The sequence below is a fragment of the Actinomadura verrucosospora genome, assembly GCF_039540335.1.
In the GTDB taxonomy this organism is placed as follows: domain Bacteria; phylum Actinomycetota; class Actinomycetes; order Streptosporangiales; family Streptosporangiaceae; genus Spirillospora; species Spirillospora verrucosospora.
Genome location: NZ_BAABEV010000006.1, coordinates 123,623 through 139,645 on the forward strand (window position 1 = coordinate 123,623; position 16,023 = coordinate 139,645).

Below are 16,023 nucleotides of genomic sequence, written 5' to 3' on the forward strand. Positions count from 1 at the left end.
CAGTACGATGGAACCGGTACACCAGGACACCCGGAGCAGACAGAAGGCAGGTCCGATAGGCCGCAAGGCCCGGCTGATGGTCGAATCAACTCACGCGAGGGCAACCCGCACGGGGCGCGACGACCGGACTGGCTCGCGCTCGCAGATCAAGATCGTGGTGCCGGACGACCACTCGATGGTGAGCCTGCTGGGCTCCCGGGATGAGTTGCTCCACGCGATCGAGCACGCGTTCGGCGCCGGCATCGACATCCACGTCCGCGGCAACGAGATCACCGTGACCGGCCCGGAGGACGAGACCGACCTCGTCTCGCGGCTGTTCACCGAGATGCTCGAACTGCTGAAGGGCGGCACCCAGCTCACCCCGGACGCCGTCGAGCGCAGCCTGGCGATGCTGCGCGGCGAGAGCGGCGCGCGTCCCGCGGAGGTCCTCACCCTGGACGTGCTGTCCAGCCGGGGCCGGACCATCCGCCCGAAGACGCTGAACCAGCGGCGGTACGTCGACGCGATCGACAAGCACACGATCGTCTTCGGCATCGGCCCGGCCGGCACCGGCAAGACGTACCTCGCCATGGCCAAGGCCGTCCGCGCCCTGCAGGACAAGCAGGTCAACCGGATCATCCTGACGCGGCCCGCCGTCGAGGCGGGCGAGCGGCTCGGCTTCCTGCCGGGAACGCTCTACGAGAAGATCGACCCGTACCTGCGCCCCCTGTACGACGCGCTCCACGACATGGTCGACCCCGACTCGATCCCGCGCCTGATGGCCGCGGGCACCATCGAGGTCGCCCCCCTGGCGTACATGCGCGGCCGCACCCTCAACGACTCGTTCATCATCCTGGACGAGGCGCAGAACACCTCGCCCGAGCAGATGAAGATGTTCCTCACCCGGCTCGGGTTCGGGTCGAAGGTCGTGGTGACCGGCGACGTCACCCAGGTCGACCTGCCGAACGGGCAGCTGAGCGGGCTGCGCGTCGTCCAGGAGATCCTGGACGGCGTCCAGGACATCCACTTCTCCCGGCTGGACAGCCGCGACGTCGTGCGCCACAAGCTCGTCACCGAGATCGTCGACGCCTACAACCGGTTCGACGAGAAGCAGGTCCCGCAGATCAAGCAGGGCGCGGCGCGCGGCGGCCCCCGCAAGCGGGGGCGGCAGTGAGCATCGAGGTGCTGAACGAGTCGGACGCCGAGGTCGACGAGAAGGCCATCGCCGACCTGTGCCGGCACGTCCTGGACGGGATGCGCGTCCACCCGCTGGCCGAGCTGTCGGTGCTGCTGGTCGACGAGGACGCGATGACCGAGCTGCACGTGAAGTGGATGGACGAGCCGGGCCCGACCGACGTCCTGTCGTTCCCCATGGACGAGCTGCGACCCGGGCACATGTCCGGCGGCGCCGACGAGGACGGCGAGGCCGACCCGGGGCTGCTCGGCGACGTCGTGCTGTGCCCCGCCGTCGCCGAGAAGCAGGCGAGGGAGGCCGGGCACAGCACCGCGGAGGAGCTGGAGCTGCTGTGCACGCACGGCATCCTGCACCTTCTGGGCTACGACCACGCCGAGCCGGAGGAGCACCGGGAGATGTTCGGCCTTCAGGCCGAGCTCCTCACCTCCTGGCGGGAGAAACGCGGCGGTTGATGAGCACCGCGCAGGCGTGGCTGTCCGCCCTGGCGGTGGGCCTGGTGTTCTTGGCGGGCCTGCTGGCCGGCACCGAGACGGCGCTCGCCCGGGTCTCGCGCGTCACGGTCGAGGAGGCGCTCCGGGAGGGGCGGCGCGGCGCCAGGCGGCTGGCGGAGGTCGTCGCCGACCCGGCCCGCTACGTCAACATGGTCCTGCTGCTGCGGATCGGCTGCGAGCTGGTCGCCACCGTGATCGTCGCGAATCTGTGCATCTCCTGGCTGGACGAGACGTGGCGCGCCTACGTCACGGCCGCCGCCGTGATGATCGTCGTCAGCTACGTGGTGATCGGGGTGGGGCCGCGCACCCTCGGCATCCAGCACGCCGACCGGATCGCGCTGGCGGGCGCCGCCGTGATCCACCCGGTGACCCGGGTGTTCGGGCCGCTGCCCCGGCTGCTGATCCTGCTCGGCAACGCCCTCACGCCCGGCAAGGGGTTCCGGGAAGGCCCGTTCGCCTCCGAGGCGGAGCTGCGCGACCTGGTCGACCTCGCCGAGCAGCGCAGCCTGATCGAGCCGGTCGAGCGGGAGATGATCCACTCGGTGTTCGAGCTGGGCGACACCCTCGTCCGCGAGGTGATGGTGCCGCGCACCGACATCGTGTTCGTCGAGCGCACGAAGACCCTGCGGCAGGCGATGTCGCTGGCGCTGCGCAGCGGCTTCTCCCGCATCCCCGTCGTCGGCGAGAACGAGGACGACGTCGTCGGCATCGCCTACCTCAAGGACATTGTCCGGCGCAGCCAGGAGCACCGGGAGGGCGAGTCGGTCGAGACGGTCGACTCGGTCATGCGGCCCGCCACCTACGTCCCCGACAGCAAGCCGATCGACGAGCTGCTGCGCGAGATGCAGGCCCGGCAGATCCACGTGGCGATCGTCATCGACGAGTACGGCGGCACCGCGGGCCTGGTCACCATCGAGGACATCCTGGAGGAGATCGTCGGTGAGATCACCGACGAGTACGACGTGGAGACCCCGCCGGTGACCTGGCTCTCCGACGACGCGGCCCGCGTCACCGCCCGCCTGCCCGTGGAGGACCTCGCCGAGCTGTTCGACGTGGAGATCGACGCCGAGGACGTCGAGACGGTCGGCGGCCTGCTCGCGCACGCGCTCGGCCGCGTCCCGATCGAGGGGTCCACCGCCGAGGTCGCCACGAACGAGGCCTCCACCGGCGAGCCCGGCCCCGTGCTGTCCCTCAAGGCCGAGACGATCGCCGGGCGCCGCAACCGGGTCGGGACCGTCCTGGTGCGGCGGCTCGGCGCCCCGCCGGCGGACGCCAGGAGCCGGGAGGCCTCGGACCACTCCCGCTGACGGTCCCGGCCGCGGGCCGGTTCAGCCGCGGACGATGTCGCGGACGCTGCCGTCGGGGGCGGCGAGCAGGACCGGGGCCTTGGGGCCGAGGTCCCTGACGGCGGCGACGTCGGCGGGGTCGGCGGCCTCGGCGGCGGTGACGACGGCGGCGGCCTCCAGGTCCTCGGCGCCGCTGGAGACGGCCATCGCGACGGCGACCTTGAGCGCCGAGAGCTTCAGGGACGGCAGGTCCACGCTCGTGGCGGAGTAGGTGCGGCCCGTCTCGTCGCGCACGGCGGCGCCCTCGGCGGCGCCCGTGCGGGCCCGCGCCGACCGGGCCAGGGTGATGATCTTCGCGTCCTCGGCGTTCAGCTCGCTCACGCCCCCCAGCGTACGGGCAACGCGGGCGGGCGGGACGGGCGGCTCGGCGGTCCGCCCGGCCGGATCGGCGGACCGCAAGTCGGCGCCAAGTGGACGGCAAGGGGCGCACGCGAGCCTGGGGAGCGTCGAACAACGCCGTTCTGGGGGAGAAGTGATGTCCCGTCTGCTCTACCGCCTGGGAAGGGCCGCCGCTCTGCGGCCCTGGCGGTTCATCGTCGTCTGGCTGGTGCTCGTCGCCGCGATGGCCGGACTGTCCGGTGTCGCCGGGGGCGCCCTGCACGACAACTACACGCTGGCCGGGACGGGCTCGCAGCAGGCCACCGACCTGCTGAAGGAGCGGTTCCCCGCGCTGGCGGGGGCCGACGCGCGGGTCGTGGTGCACGCGGAGACGGGCCGGGTCGACCAGGCGAAGCTGGCGGCGGCGGCGACGGAGCTGCGCGGGCTGCCGCACGTCAGCGGCGTCGACCCGGCGCAGATCGGCAAGGGCGGCGCGACCGCGCTGATGACGGTCCGGTACTCGGTGCCGGTCACCGACCTCGGGCCCAAGGAGACCCTCGACCTGCTGCGGTCGGCGACGCGGAGCCTGGACGCCGCCGGCTACCAGGTGGAGTTCGGCGGCCAGGTCCCCGAGAACGTGACCGCGCCCGGCGGCGTCGCCGAGGCGATCGGGATCGTGGCGGCCCTGGTCATCCTGCTGCTGGCGTTCGGGTCCGTGGTGGCGGCCGGGCTGCCGCTCGCCGTCGCGCTGGCCGGTCTCGGCGTCGGCGTGTCCGGAATCACGCTGGTCGCCGCGTTCACCGACGTCGCGACCACCGCGCCGACGCTCGCCACCATGGTCGGTCTCGGGGTCGGCATCGACTACGCGCTGTTCGTCCTGACCCGCCACCGGGAGGGGCTCGCGGAGGGCCTCGACGTCCCGGAGGCGGTGGGACGCGCCATCGCGACCGCGGGCCTGTCGGTGATCTTCGCGGGGTTCACGGTGCTCCTGGCGCTGTGCGGGCTGGTGCTGTCGCGGATCCCGGTGTTCATGACGATGGGGTTCACCACCGGGATCGTCGTCGCGGCGACCGTGCTGAGCGCGGTCACGCTGCTGCCGGCCGTACTGGGCCTCGCCGGCCGCCGGGTGCTGCGCCGCCGCGACCGCGCCGCCGGCGCGGCGATCGCCGTGGAGTCGCCGCGGGTGCGGCGGTGGGCCGTGCACGTCGGCCGGCACCCCTGGCCGTGGCTGCTCGCCGCCGGGGTGCTGATGCTCACGCTCGCCGCCCCGGCGCTCGGCATGCGGACGTGGCCGAGCGACGCCAGCAGCGAGCCCACGTCCAACACCGTCCGCCAGGCCTACGACCTGGTCGCCGAGGGCTTCGGCGCGGGCGCCAACGGGCCGCTCGTCGTCGCCGTCGACCTCACCCGGACCGACGAGGCGTCCCTGCCGGGGCTGCGGGACCGGCTGGAGGCCACCGAGGGCGTCGCGTCCGTGGCGCCGCCGCAGGCCTCCCCGCGCGGCGACGCCGCGGTGATCATGGTGACGCCGGACTACGGGCCGCAGGACGCGCGGGTGACCGGCCTCGTCGACCGGATCCGGGCCGACGTGCTGCCGCCCGACACCGAGGTCACCGGGCTGACCGCCATCTACGTGGACCTGTCCCGGGTGCTGTCGGACCGGCTGTGGCCGGTGATCGGCGTGGTGGTCGCGACGTCGTTCGTGATGCTGATGATCGTGTTCCGGTCGCTGCTGGCGCCGCTGAAGGCCGCGGCGATGAACCTGCTGTCGATCGGCGCCGCGTACGGGGTGCTCACGGCCGTGTTCCAGTGGGGGTGGGGCGCGGAGCTGCTCGGCCTGCCGCACAGCGTCCCGGTGTCGTCGTTCATCCTGCTGCTGATGTTCGCCGTCCTGTTCGGCGTCTCCATGGACTACGAGGTCTTCCTGCTCTCGCGGGTCCGGGAGGAATGGCTGCTGCACGGCGACGCGCGCGGCTCGGTGTCCACCGGGCTCGCCGCGACCGGCCGGGTGATCAGCAGCGCGGCACTGATCATGGTGGCGGTGTTCCTCGGCTTCGCCGCCGACCCCGGCCTGGTGATCAAGCAGATGGGGGTCGGGCTCGCGGTCGCGGTGGCGCTGGACGCGACGGTCGTGCGCCTCGTGCTGGTGCCGGCCACGATGTCGCTGCTCGGACGGGCGAACTGGTGGCTGCCGAAGCCGCTCGCCCGGGTGCTGCCGGCGATCGACCTGCACGGCGGCGCGGCGCCCGCGCGGCCCGCCGAGCGGCGCCCCGAGCCCAGCCGCGCGTAGCCGGGGGAGTCACCACAGGAGGGCGGCATGTCCCGGTTAGGCTGATCGGGACATGTCGCCAGTCGTACGCGTTCTCGGGGCCTTCGGGGCCGAGGTGGCCGGAACCGCCGCCGACCTCGGCGGTCACCGGCAGCGCTCCGTGCTCGCCCGCCTCGTCGCCGCGCGGGGCCGCATGGTGCCCGCCGACCGGCTCGTCGACGAGCTGTGGGCGGGCACGCCCCCGCCGCGCGCCGCCGCCGGCCTCCAGTCCTTCGTGTCCCACCTGCGCCGCGCGCTCGAACCGGACCGCCCGCCCCGCACGCCCGCGCGGATCCTGGTCACCGAGCCGCCGGGGTACGCGCTCCGGCTGCCGGACGGCGCCGTCGACGCGTGGCGGTTCGACGCGCTGATCGACGAGGCCGCCGAGCTGGCGGCGGCCGACCCGCGGGAGGCGCGCCGCCGCGCGGAGGCGGCGCTCGCCGAGTGGCGCGGGCCCGCCTACGCCGAGTTCGGCGGCCTTCCGTGGGCCGCGGCCGAGACCGCCCGCCTGGACGAGCGGCGCCGGCTGGCGGTCGAGCACCGCGCCGCGGCCATGCTGAGGCTCGGATCGGCCGCCGAGGCCGTCCCCGACCTGGAGACCCACGCCGCCGCCAACCCGCTGCGCGAGGAGGCGTGGCGGCTGCTGTCCCTCGCCCTCTACCGCGCCGGGCGCCAGGGCGACGCCCTCGCCGCGCTGCGCCGCGCCCGCGCGGCCCTCACCGAGCAGCTCGGCGTCGATCCCGGCCCGGCGCTGCGCCGCCTGGAGAGCGACATCCTGGCGCAGGAGCCCGCGCTGGGCGAGCCGGAGCGGCCGGCGCCGGCGCGTCCCGCCCTGCGGCTCGCGCCCGCGCCCCGTCCCGGCGAGGGCCCGGCCTTCGTCGGCCGCGTCCAGGAACTGGCGCGGCTGGAGGAGGCCGCCGGGAACGCCGCCGCGGGCCGCGGCGGCGTCGTCATCGTCTGCGGCGACGCCGGGATGGGCAAGACCGCGCTCGCCGAGAGGCTCGCGCGCGACCTGGCCGGCCGGGGCTGGACGTGCGCGTGGGGGACGGCGCCGGAGACCGCCGGTGCGCCCGCCGCCTGGCCCTGGGCCGAACTGCTGCGCGACCTGGCGTCCGCCGCCCCGCCCGCCGGGGGCCTCGCCGGACGGCTCGGGGCCCTCCTGGACGACTCCGTCATCGGGCGCGGCGACGCCGACGTCGTCACGGGGCGGTTCCGGCTCCACCTGGCCGTCGGCGACTACCTCGCCGAGCTCGCGGACACGGCGCCGCTCCTGCTCGTCCTGGACGATCTGCACTGGGCCGACGAGGAGACCCTCGCCCTGCTGATCCGGCTCGCCGGGGGGCTGCGGGACCGCCGCGTCCTGCTGCTGGCCACGTTCCGCCAGACCGAGGTGCCGGACGGCCTCGCCGCCGCGCTGGCCGCGCTCGCCCGGCACGAGCCCGCGCGGATCGAGCTGGCCGGGCTGTCGCCGGCGGAGGTCGCGGCCCTCGTCCGCGACACCTGCGCCACCGGCCTGGACGACGCGGAGCTGTCCGCGATCGCCGAGCGCACGGGCGGCAACCCGTTCTTCACCCGGGAGACGGCCCGCCTCCTGGACGCGGAGGGGCTGCCCGCCGCCACCCGCCGGGTCCCCGCCGGCGTCGGCGACGTGCTGCGCCGCCGTGTCGCGCGGCTGCCGGGACCGGTCCAGACCGTGCTGCGCGACGCCGCCGTCATCGGCCGGGACGCCGACCTGCGCGTCCTGACCGACCTGGCGGGGGACGAGGAGACGGTGATCGAGGCCGTGGAGGCCGGGCTGGCCGCGGGCCTGGTCACCGAGCCCGCGCCCGGCCGGATCCGGTTCGCGCACGCCCTCGTCCGCGACACCCTCTACGCGGGCGTGTCCAGGGCCCGCCTCACCCGCGTGCACGGCCGCGTCGCCGCCGCGCTGGAGCGCCACCTCCCGGGGGAGGCCGCCGCGCTCGCGCACCACTACCTCGAATCCGGCGCCGACCCGGACAAGGCCGTCCGGTACGCGCGGCGCGCCGCCGCGGCCGCCGAGGCGCGGTTCGCGCACGGCGCCGCGGCCGACCTGTGGGGGCGCGCCGTCGCGACGCTCCGCGCGCAGGGCCCCGAGGCGACCCGCGACCGGCTGGAGGCGGAGGCCGCCGCGATCCGGGCGAGCGCCCTCGCCGGGCAGATCGTCGACGCCCGGGCCCGGCGCATCGCCGCCATCGCCGACGCCCGCGCGTTCGGCGACGTCCGCCTGCTCGCCCGGATCATCGTCGCCTTCGACGTCCCCACGCTGTGGACGAGCCGCGAGTACGGGACCCTCGACCTCACCGTCGTGGAGGCCACCGACGAGGCGCTGGCGAGCCTCCCCGAGACCGAGCCGGAGTCGCGGGTCAGGCTGCTGACCACGCTGGCGATCGAGTCGGAGGGCGAGCAGCACGACCGGGGCGCCGTGGCCGCCGCCGCGGCGCTGCGCCTGGCCCGCGCGCTGGGCTCGCCCGAGCTGATCGCCCTCGCCCTCAACGGCGCCTACATCAACGCCTACCGGAGCGCGGAGGGGCTCACCGAGCGGCGCCGGTTCGCGTCCGAGCTGCTCGACCTCGCCGTCGAGCACGACCTCGGGACCTACCGCGTCCTCGCGCACCTGCAACTCCAGCAGACGAGCGTCGCCGCGCTCGACCTGCCCGCCGCGCACCGGCACCGCGCGGAGGGGCGCCGGCTCGCCGAGCAGTACGGGCTGCCGCTGCTGGCCCGCATCGCGGACTGGTACACGGCCCTGGTGCGCGCCTTCGCCGCCCGCCCGGACGAGGCGGAACGCGCGTTCGCCGAGGTCGGCGGCTCCATCGGCCGGACCCGGATCTGGTTCAGCGAGCGCGGCATGGCGCTCCTCGGCCCCTTCTGCCTGCGGCTCGTCCAGGGGCGGGCCGAGGAGGCGATGGAGGAGGCCGCCTGGCTGCACGAGCAGTGGAGGCACGTCGCCGCGACCGCCGACATCTACGCGCTCACCCTGGCCTCCGCGGGCCGCACCGCCGAGGCCCGCCGGGTGGTGGCGGGCGCCGGGCCCGTGCGGCTCGACTACTTCTTCGACCTGACCATGGCGGTCCGCGGCCTGCGCGCCGTCGCCCTGGACGACCGGCCCCTGGCCGAGGAGGCCTACACGGCGCTGCTGCCCTACGAGGGCCACTTCTCCGGCGGCGCCACCGCCGTCGCGACGGTCGGCCCGGTCGCGCAGGTCCTCGGCGACCTCGCCCGTTTCCTGGACCGCCCCGCCGAGACCGCCGCCGCCCACTACCGCACGGCGGTCGAGGTCGCGAACCGCCTCGAAGCCCCCTTCTGGGCAGAGAAGGCCACCGCCTCCCTCACCGCCCTGGGCACCGCGGCATGACCGCGCCCCCTCCAACCCGACTAAACTGGCGGGCGCATCTACGGCCGCGGAAGGCAAGGTCGCCGATGCCGGCGATGGAGGGTCGCAAGGCCCGAACAAGGAGAAAAGGCCATAAGCGCACCCGTTCTGATGGATGCACCGACCCCGGCCACTGTCGCCACCCCCAACGACCTTTATGGCTGCGATCGCGTCCGAAGGCAGGTTCGAGCGGTGCGAGAATCTGATCGCGCAGCGAGCCGCCAAGGCGAGTCGGAGCGATGCCAGCGATCGCCAGCGGTGCTCGACGATGGAGGGCCGCAAGGCCCGAAGGAGGAGGGCGCTGCAATGAGCACAGCGAGACGGAGCGATGCCGGCGATCGCTCGCTTTTCTCGACGATGGAGGGCCGCAAGGCCCGAAGGAGGAGAGAAAGGCCATGAACAGCGGTTTCGCTTGCTTCATCGGGCGGCCCAATGTGGGCAAGTCGACGTTGATGAACGCGCTGGTGGGGACGAAGGTGGCGATCACCAGCAGCCGTCCGCAGACGACGCGGCGGGCCATCCGGGGGATCGTGCACCGTCCCGACGCGCAGCTCGTGGTGGTCGACACCCCCGGTCTGCACAAGCCCCGGACGCTTCTCGGGGAGCGGCTCGACAGCCTCGTGCGGTCCACGCTGACCGAGGTGGACGTGATCGGGTTCTGCGTGCCCGCCGACCAGCCGGTCGGGCCCGGCGACAAGTACATCGCCAGGGAGCTGGCGGGGGTGAAGAAGACGCCCGTGGTCGCGATCGTCACCAAGACCGACCTCGCCGCGCCCGAGCAGGTGGCCGAGCAGCTCCTCGCGGTCGGGCGGCTCGGGGAGTTCGCCGACATCGTGCCGTGCTCCGCCGAGAGCGGCTTCCAGGTCGACCTCGTCGGCGACCTGCTGATCTCCCATCTGCCGGAGGGGATGCCGCTCTACCCCGAGGGCGATCTCACCGACGAGCCCGAGCAGGTCCTCGTCGGCGAGCTGATCCGCGAGGCGGCGCTGGAGGGCGTCCGGGACGAGCTGCCCCACTCGATCGCCGTCGTCGTGGACGAGATGGCGCCCCGCGAGGGACGCGAGGACCTCGTCGACGTCTACGCGCACCTGTTCGTCGAGCGGTCCAGCCAGAAGGGGATCATCATCGGGCACAAGGGCTCGCGGCTGCGGGAGGTCGGCGCGGCGGCGCGCCGGCAGATCGAGGCGCTGCTCGGCACGAAGGTGTTCCTCGACCTGCGCGTCAGCGTCCTCAAGGACTGGCAGCGCGACCCCAAGCAGCTCCGCAGGCTCGGCTTCTACGACTGACCGGCGTCCTCCGGGTCCTGCTCGGAGGTCCGGGGCTTTCCACCGGGCTCCTTCTTCGGGGCGTCCTCCGGGGGCGGGGCGTCCTCGTGCGGGGGGTCCTGGCGGCCCCACGCCTGGTCCTCCGACGGCCAGGCGGCGTACTCGCCGGTCGGGGCCTGCTCCGGGTACTGCTGGCCGGTGTACTGCGGGTCGGTGTACTGCGGGTCCGTGTAGGGGTGCCGCGGGTAGTCCCCGTCCGGGCGCCGCTGCGACTTGGCGACCTTGTCGCTGACCGGGCGGGCGAGGCTGAAGCCGACCACGAGCAGGGCCGCGACGACCGCGAGGTACCAGCCGAACCGGACGGTGATCTGGTAGCCGAGGTCCAGGCCGGTCCGGGGCAGGTCGTCGCGGACGTGGCCGAGCCGCAGCACGAAGATCCCGCACACCAGCAGGGCGAGCATGCCGGGGACCGCGGCGAGCGCGCCGATCCGGGCGTCGCGCCCGATCAGGTCCCAGGCGGCCAGCGCGATGGCGATCACGGCGAGGACCGGGACGGCGAGGACGATGTCGTCGGCGTCGATGCCCGCGACGCTGCCGAGGTCGCGGCTCAGCGAGCGGCCGAACAGGTCGACGACGACCTCGGCGCGCGCCCACGGAAGGAACGCCGACACCAGCAGGAGCGACGCGGCGGCGATCAGGGCGAGGACCCAGGCGGCGCCGCCGGTCCGGGAGGACGCGGCGGGCGGGGAGGGGACGGTCTCGGCCTGGCCGTCGTGCTGCGGCGGGTAGCCGTCGACGGGCGGCAGGAAGGACGGGCGCGACCGCGCGCGTCCCGCGTCGGATCCCAGGTCACCGGTCATGAACCCAGCGTAAACGCACGGCGGGCATTGTCCGGGAGGTCCACCCGGGGCGCCCGCGGGTCGGTAGGTTGGGGCGAAGTCCGTTATGGGAGGAGAGCGCCGGTGTTGCTCGTTTTTGGCCTGACGGCGGTGTTCCGTACGGTCAGCGAGGGGACGTTCCACTGCCCGCGGTGCGGCGGCGACCGCGCCTACCGCAGGCGCGCCGGACGCCGCTGGTTCTCGGTCTTCTTCGTCCCGATGGTGCCGCTGTGGCGCCTCGGGCAGGCCGTGGAGTGCCGCACCTGCCGCGCCCGCCTCCCCGTGTCGGCCCTGCGGGCGCCGACCGCGCAGCAGATGGCCGAGGCCCTGGCCGCCGGGATGCGGGCCGCCGCGGCCCTGGTGCTGCGCTCGGGCGACCCGGCCGACGCCGCGGCCCGCGCCCGCGCGGTCGCGACGGTCACCGGGTACGGCGAGCCCGACTACGACGCGGACGCCGTGGACACCGATCTGGCACTGCGCCGCACGTTCCTCGAGCAGGAGGTCGTCCGGGCCGGGGCGCACCTCGCCGTCGAGGCCAAGGAGTGGTTCCTCGCGCAGGCCGTCCGGATCGGGCTGGCGGACGGGCCGCTCGGCGAGGGGGAGCGGCTCGCCCTGCACGGCATCGCCGACCTGCTCGGCATGTCCCGCGCCTACGCGCTCGGCGTCATCGTGACGACGGAGGGGGCGGCGCGCTGACATGGACGCCGCCGCCGGTACCGCATCCGCGGGCAGGGCGCTGGTCCGGCCGCCGGGCCCGCGTCTCGTCGAGGGCCTCGTCACCCATGCCGCCCGCCGCCCGGTGGACGTGGAGCTCGCCGAGCGCCAGCACGCGGCGTACGTCGCGGCGCTGCGCGCGGCGGGATGGAGCGTCCGCGCCGTCGCACCCGCCGACGACCTGCCCGACGCCGTGTTCGTCGAGGACGCCCTGGTCGTGTGCGGCGACGTGGCCGTCGTCTGCCGGTCCGGGGCGCCGAGCCGCCGCGGCGAGGCCGCCGGCGCGGAACGGGCCGCGCGCGAGCTCGGCCTGCGCGTCGCGCGGATCGAGGAGCCGGGGACGCTGGACGGCGGGGACGTCCTGGCCGTCGGCGGCACCGTCTACGTGGGACGCGGCGACCGGACGAACGAAGAGGGCATCTGCCAGCTGGCGCGCCTGCTGGGCGGCCGGAGGGTCGTCCCGGTGGACGTCCGCGGCTGCCTGCACCTGAAGTCGGCGATGACCGCGCTGCCGGACGGCGGCCTCATCGGCGTTCCGGAGATGGTGGACACCGCGGTGCTGCCGTGCCTGCGGGTCGCGCCTGAGCCGGAGGGCGCCCACGTGGTGGTGCTCGGGCCCGACCACGTCCTCATGGCGGCGTCCGCCCCGCGCACGGCCGCCCGGCTGGCGGCCGACGGGCTGCGCGTCACGAGCGTCGACATCAGCGAGTTCGAGGCGCTCGACGGCTGCGTGACCTGCCTCTCCGTGCTCGTCCCCGGACCGTGGCGGGACCGCGGGCCGGGCAGGACGTCTCAGCATCCGGACATCGGTTTCCGTAACGCGGATGGCATCTGTTAACTTGGCGGACGTGTTGCGTGAGCTGCTCCTCCTTAGCGGCCGCAGCGGGGCCCCGTAACCAGGCCGGCTCCCTCGCTGCGGGGCTTCGCCGTGGACGTCGGCCGTGAGGTTCGAGCAGAGAGAACTCAACGGATGTATCCGCAACAGCAGACTTCCGGCATGCCCTTCCAGCGCTACAAGCCGTTCGCGCCCGTCAGGCTGCCCGACCGGACCTGGCCGGACCAGGTGATCACCGAGGCTCCCCGGTGGTGCGCGGTCGACCTGCGCGACGGCAACCAGGCGCTGATCGACCCGATGGACTCCCACCGCAAGCTCAAGATGTTCGAGCTGCTGGTGCGGATGGGCTACAAGGAGATCGAGGTCGGGTTCCCGGCGGCCAGCCAGACCGACTTCGACTTCGTCCGGCAGATCATCGAGGAGGACCGGATCCCCGATGACGTCGTCGTCCAGGTGCTGACGCAGGCCCGCCCCGAACTGATCGAGCGGACCTTCGAGGCGGTACGCGGCGCCAGGCGGGCCATCGTCCACCTCTACAACTCGACCAGCACGCTCCAGCGTCGCGTGGTGTTCGGGCAGGACAGGGACGGCATCACCGCGATCGCGGTGGAGGGCGCGAAGCTGTGCGCCAAGCTCGCCGAGGACATGGGCGACACCGAGATCTACTTCCAGTACTCGCCCGAGTCGTTCACCGGCACGGAGCTGGAGTACGCCGTGGAGGTCTGCAACGCCGTCAACGACGTGTGGCGGCCGACGCCTGACCGGAAGGTCATCGTGAACCTGCCGGCGACGGTGGAGATGGCCACCCCGAACGTCTACGCCGACCAGATCGAGTGGATGAGCCGGAACCTGGCCTACCGCGACTCCGTCATCCTGTCGCTGCACCCCCACAACGACCGCGGGACGGCCGTCGCCGCCGCCGAGCTCGGCTACATGGCGGGCGCCGACCGCATCGAGGGCTGCCTGTTCGGCAACGGCGAGCGCACCGGCAACGTGTGCCTGGTCACCCTCGGCCTGAACCTGTTCACCCAGGGCGTCGACCCGCAGATCGACTTCTCCGGCATCGACGAGATCCGCCGCACGGTCGAGTACTGCAACCAGCTGCCCGTGCACGAGCGGCACCCCTACGGCGGCGACCTGGTCTACACCGCGTTCTCCGGCTCCCACCAGGACGCCATCAACAAGGGCTTCGACCACCTGCGCCGCGACGCCGAGGCCGCGGGCGTGCCGGTGGAGCAGTACGGGTGGGAGGTCCCGTACCTGCCGATCGACCCGCACGACGTCGGCCGGACGTACGAGGCCGTGATCCGGGTGAACAGCCAGTCCGGCAAGGGCGGCGTCGCCTACATCATGAAGACCGAGCACGCGCTGGAGCTGCCGCGCCGGCTCCAGATCGAGTTCTCCCGGGTCGTGCAGGAGCACACCGACAGCGAGGGCGGCGAGGTCACGGCCGAGCGCATGTGGGAGATCTTCGAGGCGGAGTTCCTCGCCAACGGCCCGCGCGCCGGGCTGCTGGCGCACCGCACGACGTCCCGGGTGGACGAGAAGGACGCGCTCAGCTGCGACGTCCGCGTGGACGGCGAGATCCGCGAGATCGAGGGCGTCGGCAACGGCCCCGTCTCGGCGTTCGAGGACGCGCTCACCGCGGTCGGGATCAACGTCCGGGTGCTGGACTACGCCGAGCACGCGATGAGCGCGGGCGGCGACGCGCGCGCCGCCGCCTACGTCGAGTGCGACGTGCGGTTCGGCGACGGCGAGGGCACGACGGTGTGGGGCGTCGGCATCGACGGCAACATCGTCACCGCGTCCCTCAAGGCGATGCTGTCGGCCGTCAACCGGGTGGCGCGGGCGCAGGGGAGCTGAGCGGCCGGCTGTCTCGGGTTCAGGTGCTTCCGGCCTCCTGAACCCGAGACGAAACGGTCAGATGCGACCGAGGACGTGGTGGACCAGTTCGCGAAGGGGCCCGTGGAGCTGGGCCTCACCCACGGTGGTCCGGTCGCCGTCGATGTCGATTTCGTACAGGAACTGGTCAGGAATTCGGCCCGGTGGCGGCACGCTCTTCAGATCGACGCGGCCGACGAGCCTGGACAGCATGGGATCGCTGGCGCTGTCGGACTCGGCGCGCCGCTCGATCCCCGCAAACCCGCCGCTGCGGACGACTGTCACTCTCACTGCGTCTCGTTCGCCTCCAAGGAGACGCCTACCCCCGTCCAGGCCCGATTCACTGCCTCGGTCTCGGCGGTCCCGGCCCCGTACAGCGCGGTGGCGGCCCGGACCGTCGCGGCGGCGAAGCCGGCGAAGTCGACGTCGGCGGCGAGGGAGCCGCCCGTGAGCGTGTCGTACCAGATGCGTCCGGCCTTCTCCCAGGCGTTGCCGCCGATGGCGGTGGCGGCCAGGTAGAAGGCGTGGTTGGGGATCCCCGAGTTGATGTGGACGCCGCCGTTGTCGCGGTAGGTCTCGACGTAGTGGTCCATGTGGCCGGGCTGCGGGTCCTTGCCGAGCTGCGGGTCGTCATAGGCGGTGCCGGGCGCCTTCATGGAGCGGAGCGCGACGCCGCTGACGCCCGGCGCGAGCAGCCCCTGCCCGATGAGCCAGTCGGCCCGGTCGGCGCTGTGGCCGAGATGCCACTGCTTGACGAGCGAGCCGAACACGTCGGACACCGACTCGTTGAGCGCGCCGGACTGGCCGTAGTACTCCAGGTTCGCCGTGTACTGGGTGACGCCGTGGACGAGCTCGTGCCCGGTGACGTCGAGGGGCGCGGTGAAGTCGGTGAACAGGACGCCGTCGCCGTCGCCGTACACCATCTGCTCGCCGTTCCAGAAGGCGTTGTCGTACCCGTCGCCGTAGTGGACGGTCGAGACCATCGGAAGGCCCGCGCCGTCGATCGAGTCGCGCCGGTACACGGCCTCGAAGAAGTCGAAGGTCGCTCCCAGCCAGTCGTAGGCCCGGTCGGCGGTCGGGTCGCCGGTGGCCGGGGCTCCCTCGGCCCGCACCTTGCGGCCGGGCAGGTCCTCGCGGTGCTCGGCGTCGTTGATCGTCCGGTCGGGGACGAAGTCCTCGGACGGGGAGGGGGCCCCGGCCGCGGCCGTCCGCCGCTCGGTGAACTGGGCGGAGGTGAGCGCCAGCGTACGGCGGGCCCGGCCGCGTATGGCCGGGTCATCGGCATCGCGGGCGATCCGTTCCAGCATGTGCGGTGGCACGATGTGGCATCTCATGCCACAACGCTGCCAGGTGCCCGTGCTTCCGGCCATGACTTTCGGGGGACCGCTACGGCCGAATCCGGTCACGTTGCGTGTTCGG

At 73.8% G+C, this 16,023-nt stretch carries 13 protein-coding genes; 9 read left to right on the top strand and 4 right to left on the bottom strand.

Annotated features, from left to right (window positions below; all coding sequences use genetic code 11):
• Window positions 1–76: 76 nt before the first annotated feature.
• Genes ABD944_RS09390 through ABD944_RS09400 form a run of 3 tightly spaced genes read left to right on the top strand, consistent with a single transcriptional unit; the run spans window position 77 to window position 2,972 of the window.
• Window positions 77–1,153, top strand: a complete 1,077-nt coding sequence (locus ABD944_RS09390) for a PhoH family protein (protein WP_345174415.1) — start codon at window positions 77–79, stop codon at window positions 1,151–1,153.
• Window positions 1,150–1,626: an rRNA maturation RNase YbeY gene (gene ybeY, locus ABD944_RS09395; RefSeq protein ID WP_345174417.1), complete on the top strand. Its 477-nt coding sequence runs from the start codon at window positions 1,150–1,152 to the stop codon at window positions 1,624–1,626. Before ABD944_RS09390 ends, ybeY begins: the two co-directional genes overlap by 4 nt.
• Window positions 1,626–2,972 (top strand): hemolysin family protein, encoded by a 1,347-nt coding sequence (locus ABD944_RS09400; RefSeq protein ID WP_345174420.1) that lies wholly within the window; start codon window positions 1,626–1,628, stop codon window positions 2,970–2,972. Before ybeY ends, ABD944_RS09400 begins: the two co-directional genes overlap by 1 nt.
• A gap of 21 nt (window positions 2,973–2,993) precedes the next feature.
• On the opposite strand, the gene ABD944_RS09405 is transcribed toward ABD944_RS09400, so the two are convergent.
• Window positions 2,994–3,332 carry a cytidine deaminase gene (locus tag ABD944_RS09405; RefSeq protein WP_345174421.1) on the bottom strand — a complete coding sequence of 113 codons (339 nt, stop codon included), beginning with the start codon at window positions 3,330–3,332 and terminating at the stop codon, window positions 2,994–2,996.
• A gap of 154 nt (window positions 3,333–3,486) precedes the next feature.
• On the opposite strand from ABD944_RS09405, the gene ABD944_RS09410 reads away from it, so the two are divergent.
• The 3 genes from ABD944_RS09410 to era all read left to right on the top strand — a co-directional run bounded on the left by ABD944_RS09410 (window position 3,487) and on the right by era (window position 10,317).
• Window positions 3,487–5,619: an MMPL family transporter gene (locus ABD944_RS09410; protein WP_345174423.1), complete on the top strand. Its 2,133-nt coding sequence runs from the start codon at window positions 3,487–3,489 to the stop codon at window positions 5,617–5,619.
• A 52-nt stretch (window positions 5,620–5,671) separates the two neighbouring features.
• Window positions 5,672–9,013 carry an ATP-binding protein gene (locus ABD944_RS09415; protein ID WP_345174425.1) on the top strand — a complete coding sequence of 1,114 codons (3,342 nt, stop codon included), beginning with the start codon at window positions 5,672–5,674 and terminating at the stop codon, window positions 9,011–9,013.
• Between the two features lie 413 nt (window positions 9,014–9,426).
• Complete coding sequence (era, locus tag ABD944_RS09420) at window positions 9,427–10,317, top strand: GTPase Era (RefSeq protein ID WP_345174428.1); 891 nt, start codon at window positions 9,427–9,429, stop codon at window positions 10,315–10,317.
• On the opposite strand, the gene ABD944_RS09425 is transcribed toward era, so the two are convergent.
• Entirely contained in the window at window positions 10,308–11,156 is an 849-nt protein-coding gene (locus tag ABD944_RS09425) for a hypothetical protein (RefSeq protein ID WP_345174430.1), read from the bottom strand. The two genes, era and ABD944_RS09425, sit on opposite strands and share 10 nt — an antisense overlap.
• A 102-nt stretch (window positions 11,157–11,258) precedes the next feature.
• Between ABD944_RS09425 and ABD944_RS09430 the strand changes: the two genes are divergently transcribed.
• From ABD944_RS09430 to leuA, 3 genes are all read left to right on the top strand, one after another.
• Window positions 11,259–11,870, top strand: coding sequence for a zinc ribbon domain-containing protein (locus tag ABD944_RS09430; protein ID WP_345174432.1), 612 nt, complete (start codon window positions 11,259–11,261; stop codon window positions 11,868–11,870).
• A 1-nt stretch (window position 11,871) separates the two neighbouring features.
• Entirely contained in the window at window positions 11,872–12,726 is an 855-nt protein-coding gene (gene ddaH / locus ABD944_RS09435) for a dimethylargininase (RefSeq protein WP_345174434.1), read from the top strand.
• 132 nt (window positions 12,727–12,858) lie between these two features.
• A complete protein-coding gene (gene leuA, locus ABD944_RS09440) occupies window positions 12,859–14,586 on the top strand; it encodes a 2-isopropylmalate synthase (protein WP_345174437.1) in 1,728 nt (575 codons plus the stop codon).
• Between the two features lie 57 nt (window positions 14,587–14,643).
• On the opposite strand, the gene ABD944_RS09445 is transcribed toward leuA, so the two are convergent.
• Together ABD944_RS09445 and ABD944_RS09450 are read right to left on the bottom strand one after the other, a co-directional pair.
• Window positions 14,644–14,889 carry a protealysin inhibitor emfourin gene (locus ABD944_RS09445; RefSeq protein ID WP_179833582.1) on the bottom strand — a complete coding sequence of 82 codons (246 nt, stop codon included), beginning with the start codon at window positions 14,887–14,889 and terminating at the stop codon, window positions 14,644–14,646.
• Between the two features lie 2 nt (window positions 14,890–14,891).
• On the bottom strand, window positions 14,892–15,911 hold the full coding sequence (locus tag ABD944_RS09450; RefSeq protein ID WP_345174440.1) for a M4 family metallopeptidase: 1,020 nt from the start codon (window positions 15,909–15,911) through the stop codon (window positions 14,892–14,894).
• Between the last annotated feature and the right edge of the window lie 112 nt (window positions 15,912–16,023).